Raw genomic sequence first — 12,034 nt, forward strand, 5'->3', positions numbered from 1 at the left:
GAGCCATCTTCTGCCTAGCTTATGCCACGATTAAGAGCGTTATTCAATCAGAGATGACTCGTAAATACCTCTTCACGTGTATTTGGCAAGTCTTTAAAACTGTGAAACACATCTTCTGCTGTTTTTACCAGGCAATACAGGTCGCGCACAGCCTCATGGGCAAAATCACCGGCAATGGTGGCTTCAACCAGTTGGTGAAAAGGTTGCCAGTAATTTTTCGTATCCAGAACAATGATGGGCTTGTCATGCAGGCGCAATTGTTTCCATGTCATAATTTCAAAAGTTTCATCCATGGTCCCTAATCCGCCGGGTAAAACAATAAACCCGTCGGAACGTTCAAACATGGTGCGTTTGCGATCATGCATGCTTTCGGTAATGATTAATTCATTAAGGTTTTGATGGCCGACTTCAAATTTTTGCAGAAATTCAGGAATGACACCGGTGACACGCCCGCCATGGGCAAGAACTTCTTCTGCAATGACGCCCATGATGCCGATGGACCCGCCACCATAAACAAGTTCAACCCCTTGATCAGCCATCATTTTCCCAAGTTTTTGGGCTTCCTTGACAAATTCGGGATCATTGCCATTTTTTGAACCGCAGAACACACACAGGGATTTGGGGGTAAAGGTCATGTTGATCTCTTTCAAACTGAAACGCTTTGGTAACTCTTTAGAGCTATCTTAGCATCATGACCAGTCTAATGAACAACAGCTTCTTTTTATCCCTTCTCTTTCCTGCCGTCACTGTGCTGGGAACATTACCGCTTTTGCGTTGGGCCATTGGCGGTGAAAAACGTGATGTTTTTGCTTCGCTCAGCTTAGGGTTGGGATGTTTTATCGCGGTGATGATTGCCTTTGGGCGGGTGGAAGAACCTTTCCAATTTGGCATGAAGGCGCTTCCCTATGGATTGGGTTTTGCCAGTTTTATGGGGTTGTTGCTGTGTCTGATCAGCCAAACAACCATTCGTCTGATTGGGATGCTGGTGACTGTCGTGATTTGGGGCTGGATTCTATGTGGTATGAGTCTTGATCTTGCCATATTAATCAAGACAGCCTTTGCTGGCCTTGTTTTATACCTGTTTAGTTTTGTGCTTGCCTTAAAAGCCCGCAATGAGCTGGCACAGGCCCATCAGGCGCTGGATGCATTTCTGCCTTTATCCATGATTTCCTTTACCCTGTTTCTTTTTGCCAAGGGAAGTGGGGATCAGATGGCGCAAAATTTTGCCATTGCCCTGTGTGTGATCGGTATTTCAGCCATGGTTTGGTGTGTGCCAAAACTGCAATTCACGTTTCATGAAAATGCAGTTCTACCCTACAGTCTTGCCATTGGTGCACTGGCATGGGATATGTGGTTGCAGGGCCATGCACCATTGATCAGCCTGTTATGCCTGTGTTTGGTTTTATTTAGTCGACAAAGCGTGGAAAAGATCGTTGATGGACGCTCACATCTGATTGTGCGGGCCAAATATGCTATTTATGTCATAGTTGGTGCATTACCTGCCTTTTTAAGCCTTGTTTTTTATGATGTTTTGCGGGCGCTTTAGAGTTTCTTGAATTGCATATTGGGGCGTTTAGGTCTAGTCTGTAGCTTTAGAGCAATCGCTTCAATGGGGTAGGAGAAGATTTTGCGTTCAGTTATTCTTATTGCGTTGGGTCTCGCTGCGGTGATCGCAGCCTTGTTTTTAGCTTTATCCGGCGAGGATGAAGCAACACCATCACAAGCGCAACAAACTGAACAGCCCAAATCCACCCCACCTGCATCTGCGACAAAAACAGCTCAGAAAAAAACGGATAATGAGATTCCAAGTTTTGATGTCGTGCGCATTAATCCCAATGGGGATGTGGTTATGGCAGGGCGTGCGACTTCAAAAGCAGAAGTCACCGTATTGGATAGTGATACCGTTTTAGGCAATATCAAAACCGATGATCGTGGAGAATGGGTGTTTTTGCCAACAAGCCCGCTTGAGCCTGGTGAACGTGAACTGAGCCTGCGCAGCTTGAACCCGGATGGGTCTGTCATGACATCGAAAGATATTGTTGTGTTGATGGTCCCTGAAAAAGAAGGGGAAACAGCGCTGGCTGTTACCATGTCCAAAGATGGCAAAGGCCCGGTTAAAGCCTTGCAGGTGCCGGGGGCTCAAGGTCTGGACCTTGCAATTGATGCGGTTAATTATGATGAAGGCGGGAAGCTTTCCATTTCTGGTACAGCACCGGAAGGGGGCGTTGTCTTTCTTTATCTAGATCAGGATTTTCTGGGTAATACACAGGCTGATGATCGCGGGGGGTGGACCTTATCCCCGAATAGTGCTGTTAAACCGGGTGTTTATAAACTGCGTGCAGACCATGTGGATGAAAATCGCAAAGTGTTGAACCGGGTGAGCATTCCGTTCTCCCGTGCCGCTGAAATCCCGAATATTCCCGATGAACGCAAAATTGTTGTACAGCCGGGTAACAGCTTATGGCGCATTGCACGGCGTGTTTACGGTACGGGATTTGATTATGCTGTGATCTATCAGGCCAACCAAGCACAAATCAGTGATCCAAACCTGATTTACCCAGGTCAGATCTTTGAACTGCCCAAAGCAAAATAAGGTTTATTTCGGTGCAGTCTTTATGTTGGGCTTTAACTTAACACGGAATGTTTTGGGGGCTCTTTTCTTGGGTGTTGTCAGTGTCGGTGCAGGCTGCTGTTGTGTAGCCTCTGTAAACTCAACACTGGATTCCGGTTGCTTTTTATAGTTCTGGGGGGCTTTCAGGGTCGATGTTTGGGGGGGCTGTAATTCTGTCACCAGCATCAGATAAGGTTTGACCCGCAGTAATACCTTTGTTGTTTCGGCAAGGACAACTTTGGGGGAAATGCCACCTTCAAATTTGATTGTATCAATCAGGATAATATTCTGCGCCTCATCAATCTGGACGCTACCGCCCAAGGCCCGACTGGCAGCACGCACAACAGCCATGATATTGGTGCGCGCAAAGGCGCTTTCAAAAGAGTAGGGGAGTTTGCCTATTGCACCGTGAATATGCAGGAAGGTTTTTGTGCCTTGCTGATCAACATGGATGGCAAACCAGTAGCCCTGATATTCAACCATAAAGTCCAGATTGTTTTTCTGTCCCCCAAGGGTGAGTTCCGTACCTTGGGCAGACACCTGATCTGTCAGACTGATTTCCCCTGTTTTGGAGCTGCTAAACTGGACGAGGCTTTTGGCTGTTTGTGGAAAATCGCTTGATGGGCTCACAATACGATCCTGTTTTTCTTTGACTTTATGCACAATCTAACATGTAACTGAAATATAAACAAAACCTTCTTTTCATAAGTTTATGATCCTAATTGCTAGAGACATGGGGTGTGATATTTGGTAATTTGGGCACAATTATTCCCATTTTCGGTGAAGATGACCACAATGACAGAAAAACGCCGCCCAAAACTAAAACGTTTACCGATTAACCGCCTTATTCCCAATATGCTGACAATTTCCGCCTTGTGTGCGGGGATGACGGCCATTAACTTTGCTTCTCGCGAAATGTGGGAAGCTTCGGTTTTTGCCATTGTTGTTGCCGCGATCTTGGATGGGCTGGATGGTCGTGTTGCCCGTATGTTGAATGCCCAAAGCAAATTTGGCGCGGAACTGGATTCCCTGTCCGATTTCATCAGCTTTGGTGTCGCCCCGCCCATGATTTTATATTTCTGGGTGTTGGAAGATGCAGGCCGGGTTGGCTGGGTGTTTGTGTTATTTTTCTCTGTCTGTATGGCTTTGCGTCTTGCACGATTTAACACCGCCTTGGAAGACCCCAACAAACAAGCCTGGGAAAATAACTTTTTCACCGGGGTACCGGCCCCGGCTGGTGCCTTGTTGATTATGTACCCATTGGTGCTGTCTTTCATGTTTGGGGATGGTTTTTTCAGAAGTCCTTATATGGCGGGCCTGTTTCTCAGTGTTATTGGCGGGCTGATGGTCAGCCGCTTTCCGACATTTTCGTTCAAAAAGGCCAAGGTTCCAGCCCCTTACGTTCTGCCTGTGATGATTGCCGTTGGCTTGTTTGTTGCTTTTTTGGTCAGCGCACCGTGGGCCATGTTATCGGTGATCGGGGCGATTTATCTGGGCAGTATCCCGTTAAGCTTCCAGTCTTATAAGAAATGGCAAAAACGTGCCGAGGCCGGAGATTTAGATGATGATGATGACATTGATCTCGATAGCGCCGAACAAGACGACGCAAACCGCACATAAAGCGCACATAAAAAGAAGGGCTCCTGAATTTCAGGGGCCCTTTGAGTTTTTCGGGGAGAATAGGCGTTTTGTTTAGCGAAGTGGGCGTTTTGCCCCGGTTTTTGGATCAATTGTGAAGGTTTCCACCAGTGAGTTGTCTTTAGTCACCAGCTTGGCAATGATGTTGCCGTCTTTATCTGTGCTGACATCACCGACTTTCAGGTTGTCATTGCCATGCCAAGCCAGCTTGCCTTCCATGATTTCCTTGACGCGTTCAGGGGTGAGTTCCAGATCGAAATTACCATCTTTCATAAAGCGACCCATGTGATGGCCCCCCATCATGCCAAGGCCCATGCCATGGCCGTCACCTCGGTGCATGCGGCCATATTCACCGCCTTTGCCATATTTACCTTTGGGGCACCAGCCGCGCTCGTCATCATCGGCGATCGCCACTGTGGTGATCCCTGCAAGGGCGATGGCACTGATAGCAGTCAGGATAATTGCATTGCGTTTCATTGTAAGTCTCCGTCTGTGTAGGTTGAGGCGAGTGCTATCGCCCTTTCGATGACTATAATTAAACACCTGTTGTGTAACCGGGATGTGTCCTAAAGCGGGTGAAAAGGTGACGGATTGTTTCAGCAGCGCAATCTGTTACAGTCTGTTACAGAGAAAGCGCCGCGCCCCGTTAAAGTTTCGGTTATAGTAAGGTTATGGAAAAACAAGCACACATATTGGTCGTTGATGATGACCGTGAAATTCGCGACCTTGTTGCGAAATTTCTCAAGCAACATAACCTGCGTGTCACCACCGCTCAGGATGGGCGTGAGATGAAACGCGCCCTGGATGACTGGGCGATTGATCTGGTGGTTCTGGATGTGATGATGCCCGGTGAAGACGGGTTGACCCTGTGTCGTAATTTACGGGCAACATCCCAGTTACCTGTTATTATGTTGACGGCGATGGGGGAAGATACCGACCGGATTATCGGTTTGGAAATGGGCGCTGATGACTATATTGCCAAACCTTTTAACCCACGTGAATTACTGGCGCGTATCAAGGCCGTCTTGCGTCGCACAGGTGAACGTGAGGTGGCGGTTGTACAGGAAGAAGGGGAAAGCTTTAAGTTTAATGGTTGGGAGTTTCGCCCGGAACAGCGTGAATTGCTGAATGAAGAAGGCACACTTGTAGCCTTGAGCCGGGGGGAGTTTGAACTGTTAGATACTTTTGTTCGCCATCCCAACCGTGTGCTTAATCGTGACCAGTTGCTGGATATGGCTCGTGGTCGCGAGGCCATCCCGTTTGATCGTGCTATTGACGTGCAGGTCAGCCGCTTGCGCAAAAAATTGAAGGATGAACCGAAAAACCCGACAACGATCAAGACCGTGCGGGGTGGGGGCTATATGTTTTCTGCCAAGGTGGAGCATTAAGATGCGCTGTATCCCCCAAACCATGATGGGCCGTACATTGGCGATTGTCATTGGCTGTATTTTGACGGTGCAGATTGTCGGTGGTATCGTGCATTATCGCGAATGGCGTGAGTTTACGGAAAATGCAGAACGGACACAGTTGATTGAACGGCTTGCGACCTATGTGAAATGGATGAACGCAGCCAGCCCGTTGCAGCGTAAATTTTTGCTGCAATCCAACCGCTTGTCCGGAATGCGGGTGTGGCAATCCAAAACACCCTCCATTCATCGCCCTGAAAAATGGTTTGGGATTGAACCATTTGTGCGTACCCGCTTGGCTGAACAGCTTGGCGGGATCACAGAAGAACGCATTCGTGTCGAAGATAGTGATTTTCGCGGTGATATTCGGGATCGCTTTTTCCGCCATGATGATGACGACGATGATGGTGAACATGAATGGCGTGAACATCGCCGTCATATGTCGAGTGGGCGTTTTAAACCTAAAATCCTTGTGGCGGTGGAACTTGATGATGGCATATGGCTGAATATGAAGGTGCCGTTTAAAGGGGGGCCACGTCCGTTTTTGCCGCCGTTTGTTTTTCCGTTCTTGTTTATGACCGGGATTGTTGCCCTGTTGGCCTTTGTCATTATGCGCCGGGCGAATAAACCTTTAACCATGATGGCAGCGGCAGCTGACCGTTTGGGGCGTGATGTGAATGCCGCCCCCATGGAAGAAACAGGCCCGCGTGAGGTCCGCGAGGCAGCAAGTGCTTTTAATGAAATGCAGACCCGCCTGCGTCGTTTCGTACAGGATCGCACCCATATGCTGGCGGCGATTTCTCATGATTTGCGCACACCCATTACCCGCATGCGCTTGCGTGCTGAATTTGTTGAAGATGACCAGCAACGTGAAAAAATGCTGGCTGATCTGGATGAAATGGAATCCATGATTGCCGCCACTATGGCCTTTGCCCGTGATGATGTGGCAAATGAACCTGTATCCCAGATTGATCTGGCGGCTTTGGTGGAAAGCCTATGTGAAGATATGCGCGAAACGGGCGGTGATGTGACCTATCAGGGGCTGGAGGAACTCTCCTTTAAAGGGCGACCTGTTGGGTTGAAACGCGCTGTGGGGAATTTGGTCGGCAATGCTTTGAAATATGGCAGCAGCTGTCAGGTGGTTTTGGCGTGTCATGATGGGCAAGTTGTTCTGTCTGTCACCGATAATGGGCCGGGTATTCCCGGTGAGTCCCTTGAGGATGTATTCAGACCTTTCAGGCGGGTGGAAACATCACGTAATAAGGAAACAGGCGGTGTTGGCCTTGGGCTGGCGGTTGTGCGCTCTGTTGCCCATGCCCATGGTGGCGATGTGGTACTGAGAAATTTAAATGCAGGCGGTTTGGAAGCAAAAATCACACTTCCGACTTGATAGCAGGACTATGCTGCTTTTATGATGGGCCAAACCTAGCGATTTTTTTGACGAAAGACATAACTTATGACTGATACGACCCTGACAATTCGCCGTCCGGATGACTGGCATGTGCATTTTCGCGATGGGGACATGCTCAATGCTGTTGCGCCTCATACAGCCCGTCAGTTTGGCCGCGCGATTGTCATGCCCAATCTGGTCCCGCCTGTAACAACCATTCAGGCGGCAAGTGACTATCGTGACCGTATCATGGCCGCAGTCGGGGCAGAGGCAGGCTTTACCCCCTTGATGACATGCTATCTGACCGATACAGCCGATGCAGATGAGATCGCACAAGGGTTTAAGCAAGGTGTGTTCAGTGCGGTGAAATTCTACCCGGCAGGGGCGACAACAAATTCCGATTCCGGTGTCACAAATGTGAAAAATGTCTATCCGGTGTTTGAACGTATGCAGGAAATCGGCATGCCTTTGTTGGTCCATGGCGAGGTCACAGACCCTGAAACCGATATTTTTGATCGTGAAGCTCTGTATATCGAACAGGTTCTCACACCGATTTTAAATGATTTTCCGTCCCTGAAAGTGGTGATGGAACATGTCACCACCAAGGATGCGGTTGATTTTGTGCGATCTCAAGCCGATAGCGGGCGTTTGGCCGCCACCATTACGGCGCACCATCTGGTGATTAACCGCACAGATATTTTCAAAGGCGGCATTCATCCCCATCTGTATTGCTTGCCCATTGCCAAACGTGAACTTCACCGCTTGGCCCTGCGTGAAGCTGCAACGTCTGGCGAAGCTGCGTTCTTCCTTGGTACAGATACGGCACCGCACGCGCGTCATGCCAAGGAAAGTGCCTGTGGCTGCGCTGGGATCTTTACAGCCCCCACAGCGATTGAAACGTATGCCAATGTATTTGATGAAGAAAACGCGCTGGATAAGCTGGAAGCCTTTGCCTCTTTAAACGGTCCGGCCTTTTACGGCATGGCAGCCAGTGAAGAAACCATTACCTTGTCAAAAACAACCTGGACACCTGAGGAAACTATTGAAACGGCTGCGGGCGACCCGGTTCGTATTTTTGGCGGTGGGGAAGAACTGGCTTGGAAGCTGGTGGATTAAAAGCCTTAGCCCTTATCTGTTAGAAAAAGCTCCGTAAGTTGATCGCGGGGCTTTTTCTGTTTAGGTCACAATCAGGTTGCTGGCCGTTAAGATCAACAAGCCTGCGGCAATGCGGCGCATGGTCGTATCGCTGACCTTGGGGGGATAATGTTTGCCAAGCCATGTTGCGCCCATGGTGACGGGGAAGGCAAGAAGACTGATGATCCAAACCATATCCGGTAGCCCATCCAAGGCAATGGCAAGCCCAGTTCTTGTGGCAGCTGAGACTGCAAAAATGGCCAAGAGGCAATCACGGATAACCGCAATGGGCAGGTTTTGGCGGTAAAACTGAAAGATCAGTGGTGGCCCGCTGGTTGAAAATAGGCCCCCCAGTAATCCGGCAATCATCCCAAAGAGGGAGAAAACAGGCAGGGAGGAGACGGCCTTTCCCGGCTTTGGTGGAAAGATCAATACCAGACTTGAGGCAATAATAACGCCCCCGAGAAGTGGGCGCAGGGTTGAAACATGGTCTTGGCTGAGGAAATCGAGCAGCCAATATCCAACCCAGACCATAGGAATACTGAGAATTAACGTTGCACCAACCAAGCGCCAGTCCGTATGGCGTTCTGCTTTTTTGAGGGCAAAGACAGTATTAATGACAGCAAGGATGCTGACGATCAGTGTGGCTGTTTTTAAATCAATCAGTTGCGCAACCGATACCACACCGACAAAGATCAGACCGAAGGCAAATCCGGTGACGGCTTGTGCATAACATCCAATGGCAACGGCCCCCATCAGGTAAAACAGGGTGGCCGCATCCATTGGGAGTGTCATGGCATCAACATGGGCACAACGAAATATCCAATTACCCCAAGGGCAACGATCTTAACAGATACCCAAAAGGCCAGCTTTTTCGGTGTCATTTACGCCCCACCGTGTTTGCCGGACCAACCCAGCGGGTCTTCAAGGAATTCTTTTACACCTGCGATTTTTTCCGGTGTGAAATAGTTGCCTTTTTCTGCCACATGCAGAACGTCCCACCAGTTACACAGATAGTGCAGGGTCACACCTTCTTTATCCAGTTCTTCCAGGGCACCGGGAATAACACCATAGAAAAAGACCACAAAGGCATCGTTACATTCAGCACCCGCATTGCGCAGGGCATTGACGAAATTCAGTTTGGAACCACCATCTGTTGCCAGATCTTCCACCAGAAGAACACGCTTGCCTTCTTCCATATGGCCTTCGATCTGGGCGTTGCGGCCAAATCCTTTTGGTTTTTTGCGCACATACAACATGGAAGCATCAATGGCATCGGCCATCCAGGCCGCATAAGGGATACCCGCTGTTTCGCCACCTGCGGCATAATCAAACACTTCAAAACCTGCATCTTGTTGCAGCTGGTGTTTTGCCAGTTCCATCACCGTGCGACGTGCACGGTTAAAAGAGATTAGTTTACGGCAATCAATATAAACCGGGCTGGCTTTACCAGATGTCAGGATATATGGCTCTTCCGGGCGAAAGTTGATGGCTTCGATTTCAAGCAGAATCTTGGCAACGGTTTCACCTGTTTTCTTATGTTCGTCAGAACGTGCGATAATAGCCATATGTTTTATCCTTTGAATGGGAAAATCCTTGCGGTGTTTTTATAATCAAAATGGAGTCAAATCAACCATCATCCGCACAAAAAAAGGGGCCGCTGTGAAAGCGACCCCAAGGTTTTAGACACGAGGTCTAGGGTGATTATTTAAACCCTCTCATCTGATCAATGAATTCCGGCAGGAACAGAGAAATCTGCGGGATATAGGTGATCAGGATGAGGAAGATCAACAGCAGGGACAACCAAGGCAGTGCAGCTTTTACAGCCCAGCCGATGGAATGTCCGGTAATCCCGGCCGTTACGAAGAGGTTGAGCCCCACAGGCGGTGTTATCATCCCGATCTCCATATTCACCACCATGATGATACCAAGGTGAACCGGGTCGATGCCCAACTGGATGGCAATCGGGAACAGGATCGGTGCCATGATCAGGATAATCGCACTTGGCTCCATGAAGTTACCAGCAGCCAGAAGCAACAGGTTCACCACGATCAGGAAGCCCCACCACGGCAGACCCCAGCCAACGATGGCTTCGGCAATGGTGTGCGGGATACGTTCTGTGGTCAGTACGTGAGCAAACAACATGGCGTTGGCGATGATGAACAGCAGCATCATGGATACTTTTGTTGCATCAATCAGCACCTTGCGGATATCCGGGTCATTGATACATTTGGGCAGGGCGATAACGGATTGAACGACGGAGCGACCAAAGGCTGCAACAGCGTTTTCACCTTCTTTGGACCATTCCTTGTCTTTCAACGGACCCATGTCACGATAAACGAAGCAGGACACCCAGAAGGCATAGACAGCAGAAACAGCCGCAGCTTCGGTTGGCGAGGCAATACCGCCATAGATGGAACCCAGAACGATAACGATCAGCATGATCCCGCCCATGGCAGACATCATGGATTTGCCAAGTTCTGCAAAGCCTGGGAAAGGTTCAGACGGCAGGTTCATGACGCGTGCAGCGATATAGATGGCAATCATCAGGATCAGGCCCATCATGATCCCCGGAATGAAACCGGCCATGAACATTTTAGAAGCAGAAACTTCTGTTGCCGCAGAATAAACCAGCATGACGATGGATGGCGGGATCAAGATACCCAATGTACCAGCGTTGGCAATCACACCAGCACCGAACTTTTCTGGATAACCGGATTTCACCATGCCAGCGATCACGATGGAACCAATGGCCGCCACAGTTGCGGGGCTTGAGCCCGATACAGCGGCAAACAACATACAGGCCAGTACAGAGGCCATGGCCAAGCCACCTTTAATGTGGCCCACAACGGCTGTGGCAAAGCGGATCAAACGTTTTGCCACACCGCCTGTGGACAGGAAGGCAGATGACAGGATGAAGAACGGGATCGCCAGCAATGTATAGTGTTCAGACAGGGCCTCAAACAGTTTAAGCGCGATGGAGGCCAGTGAGTCACTGGAGAACAGCAAGATTGTACTGACAGAGGAAAGACCCAAGGCAACCGCGATTGGCATACCGAGGAACATACAGCCAAATAGGGCGGCGAATAGGAATGCAATCGTCATTATTTAGCTCCCTCTTTTGCGTGTTTTGCTTCTTCTTCTTCAGAAATGATGTCCGTATCAATGCCTGCTTCTTCCAAGGCTTCCTTGGCTTCGTCAGCCATATGCAGGTCAGTCCATTCACCTGTAATCAATTTTTTGAGGACTTCAATGAAACGATAAGCCAGCAAGATGAAACCAATCAGAAGCGGACCATGGGCAAACCACATGGGCAGCAGCGGTTCTTCAGGATCAATTTTAAATACGTCCCACCATAGGTCTTCAGGGATGAGCCAGAGGAAAATACCCGGTGTCGGTGTGTCTTCCATGAACAGGCCGATTTTATAGACCTTGGCAAGATAGACCCACGCACCAGACAGGATCAGGGCGCAGTATACGAGACACAGCAGAACAGCGATGATGCTGACGATGCGCTTGGTTTGAGGCGACAGCAGGCGAACAACGGCATCAACACCGATGTGGGCGCCAACTTTAACCCCGTATGAAACTCCGAAAAGAACGAACCAGGCAGAGGCATGAAGGGTCACTTCCTGTGCCCAGTGGATGCCTGTATTAAAACCGAAGCGTAAAACCACTTCGACAAAGACGAGGAGGGTCATAAAGACCAGCAGGAAGCTTAAGACTCCTTCCTCTAATTGGCGTGTAAAATTAGCGACCATCACATTGCCCCGAATTGTTACGACGTTACGTGCGATTAAATGAAAATGAAAAGGTTTTAAAAAATAATTTTAGGTAGAAAATACCCCTTAGGAT

General features: G+C 49.2%; 13 protein-coding genes. 6 read left to right on the forward strand and 7 right to left on the reverse strand.

The window, feature by feature from the left end; all coding sequences use genetic code 11:
* Nucleotides 1-47: 47 nt before the first annotated feature.
* Nucleotides 48-635 carry a TIGR00730 family Rossman fold protein gene (locus E4K71_RS03440; RefSeq protein WP_135076595.1) on the reverse strand — a complete coding sequence of 196 codons (588 nt, stop codon included), beginning with the start codon at nucleotides 633-635 and terminating at the stop codon, nucleotides 48-50.
* A gap of 56 nt (nucleotides 636-691) precedes the next feature.
* On the opposite strand from E4K71_RS03440, the gene E4K71_RS03445 reads away from it, so the two are divergent.
* Nucleotides 692-1,546: a hypothetical protein gene (locus E4K71_RS03445; protein ID WP_135076598.1), complete on the forward strand. Its 855-nt coding sequence runs from the start codon at nucleotides 692-694 to the stop codon at nucleotides 1,544-1,546.
* 81 nt (nucleotides 1,547-1,627) lie between these two features.
* Nucleotides 1,628-2,593 (forward strand): LysM peptidoglycan-binding domain-containing protein, encoded by a 966-nt coding sequence (locus E4K71_RS03450; RefSeq protein ID WP_135076601.1) that lies wholly within the window; start codon nucleotides 1,628-1,630, stop codon nucleotides 2,591-2,593.
* Nucleotides 2,594-2,596: 3 nt separating this feature from the next.
* Here the strand turns inward: E4K71_RS03450 and E4K71_RS03455 are convergent, their stop codons facing one another.
* Complete coding sequence (locus tag E4K71_RS03455) at nucleotides 2,597-3,241, reverse strand: hypothetical protein (RefSeq protein ID WP_135076604.1); 645 nt, start codon at nucleotides 3,239-3,241, stop codon at nucleotides 2,597-2,599.
* A gap of 165 nt (nucleotides 3,242-3,406) precedes the next feature.
* On the opposite strand from E4K71_RS03455, the gene pssA reads away from it, so the two are divergent.
* A complete protein-coding gene (gene pssA, locus E4K71_RS03460; protein WP_135076607.1) occupies nucleotides 3,407-4,231 on the forward strand; it encodes a CDP-diacylglycerol--serine O-phosphatidyltransferase in 825 nt (274 codons plus the stop codon).
* Between the two features lie 72 nt (nucleotides 4,232-4,303).
* Here pssA and E4K71_RS03465 read toward each other — a convergent pair whose 3' ends face one another.
* On the reverse strand, nucleotides 4,304-4,726 hold the full coding sequence (locus tag E4K71_RS03465) for a hypothetical protein (RefSeq protein ID WP_135076610.1): 423 nt from the start codon (nucleotides 4,724-4,726) through the stop codon (nucleotides 4,304-4,306).
* 194 nt (nucleotides 4,727-4,920) lie between these two features.
* Between E4K71_RS03465 and E4K71_RS03470 the strand changes: the two genes are divergently transcribed.
* From E4K71_RS03470 to pyrC, 3 genes are all read left to right on the forward strand, one after another.
* A complete protein-coding gene (locus tag E4K71_RS03470) occupies nucleotides 4,921-5,637 on the forward strand; it encodes a response regulator (RefSeq protein ID WP_135076613.1) in 717 nt (238 codons plus the stop codon).
* Nucleotide 5,638: 1 nt separating this feature from the next.
* Nucleotides 5,639-7,045, forward strand: a complete 1,407-nt coding sequence (locus tag E4K71_RS18405) for an ATP-binding protein (RefSeq protein ID WP_167730245.1) — start codon at nucleotides 5,639-5,641, stop codon at nucleotides 7,043-7,045.
* A 66-nt stretch (nucleotides 7,046-7,111) separates the two neighbouring features.
* On the forward strand, nucleotides 7,112-8,161 hold the full coding sequence (gene pyrC, locus E4K71_RS03480) for a dihydroorotase (protein WP_135076619.1): 1,050 nt from the start codon (nucleotides 7,112-7,114) through the stop codon (nucleotides 8,159-8,161).
* A gap of 60 nt (nucleotides 8,162-8,221) precedes the next feature.
* On the opposite strand, the gene E4K71_RS03485 is transcribed toward pyrC, so the two are convergent.
* The 4 genes from E4K71_RS03485 to E4K71_RS03500 form a co-directional block, all read right to left on the reverse strand.
* Nucleotides 8,222-8,974, reverse strand: a complete 753-nt coding sequence (locus E4K71_RS03485; protein ID WP_135076622.1) for a sulfite exporter TauE/SafE family protein — start codon at nucleotides 8,972-8,974, stop codon at nucleotides 8,222-8,224.
* 89 nt (nucleotides 8,975-9,063) lie between these two features.
* Nucleotides 9,064-9,747, reverse strand: a complete 684-nt coding sequence (locus E4K71_RS03490; RefSeq protein WP_135076625.1) for an orotate phosphoribosyltransferase — start codon at nucleotides 9,745-9,747, stop codon at nucleotides 9,064-9,066.
* 136 nt (nucleotides 9,748-9,883) lie between these two features.
* The gene (locus E4K71_RS03495) at nucleotides 9,884-11,284 is read right to left on the reverse strand and encodes a TRAP transporter large permease subunit (RefSeq protein WP_135076628.1); all 1,401 of its coding nucleotides are present in this window, start codon (nucleotides 11,282-11,284) and stop codon (nucleotides 9,884-9,886) included.
* Entirely contained in the window at nucleotides 11,284-11,940 is a 657-nt protein-coding gene (locus tag E4K71_RS03500; protein WP_135076631.1) for a TRAP transporter small permease, read from the reverse strand. The genes E4K71_RS03495 and E4K71_RS03500 overlap by 1 nt, the downstream gene beginning before the upstream one ends.
* Nucleotides 11,941-12,034: the final 94 nt, after the last annotated feature.

It is taken from the genome of Terasakiella sp. SH-1 (assembly GCF_004564135.1).
In the GTDB taxonomy this organism is placed as follows: Bacteria; Pseudomonadota; Alphaproteobacteria; order Rhodospirillales; family Terasakiellaceae; genus Terasakiella.

Excerpts from the sequence above, each read along its gene's own strand:
- E4K71_RS03440 (WP_135076595.1), bottom strand. The coding sequence starts at position 635 with ATGACCTTTACCCCCAAATCCCTGTGTGTGTTCTGCGGTTCAAAAAAT.
- E4K71_RS03445 (WP_135076598.1), top strand. The coding sequence starts at position 692 with ATGACCAGTCTAATGAACAACAGCTTCTTTTTATCCCTTCTCTTTCCT.
- pssA (WP_135076607.1), top strand. The coding sequence starts at position 3,407 with ATGACAGAAAAACGCCGCCCAAAACTAAAACGTTTACCGATTAACCGC.
- E4K71_RS03465 (WP_135076610.1), bottom strand. The coding sequence starts at position 4,726 with ATGAAACGCAATGCAATTATCCTGACTGCTATCAGTGCCATCGCCCTT.
- E4K71_RS03470 (WP_135076613.1), top strand. The coding sequence starts at position 4,921 with ATGGAAAAACAAGCACACATATTGGTCGTTGATGATGACCGTGAAATT.
- E4K71_RS18405 (WP_167730245.1), top strand. The coding sequence starts at position 5,639 with ATGCGCTGTATCCCCCAAACCATGATGGGCCGTACATTGGCGATTGTC.
- pyrC (WP_135076619.1), top strand. The coding sequence starts at position 7,112 with ATGACTGATACGACCCTGACAATTCGCCGTCCGGATGACTGGCATGTG.
- E4K71_RS03485 (WP_135076622.1), bottom strand. The coding sequence starts at position 8,974 with ATGACACTCCCAATGGATGCGGCCACCCTGTTTTACCTGATGGGGGCC.
- E4K71_RS03490 (WP_135076625.1), bottom strand. The coding sequence starts at position 9,747 with ATGGCTATTATCGCACGTTCTGACGAACATAAGAAAACAGGTGAAACC.
- E4K71_RS03495 (WP_135076628.1), bottom strand. The coding sequence starts at position 11,284 with ATGACGATTGCATTCCTATTCGCCGCCCTATTTGGCTGTATGTTCCTC.
- E4K71_RS03500 (WP_135076631.1), bottom strand. The coding sequence starts at position 11,940 with ATGGTCGCTAATTTTACACGCCAATTAGAGGAAGGAGTCTTAAGCTTC.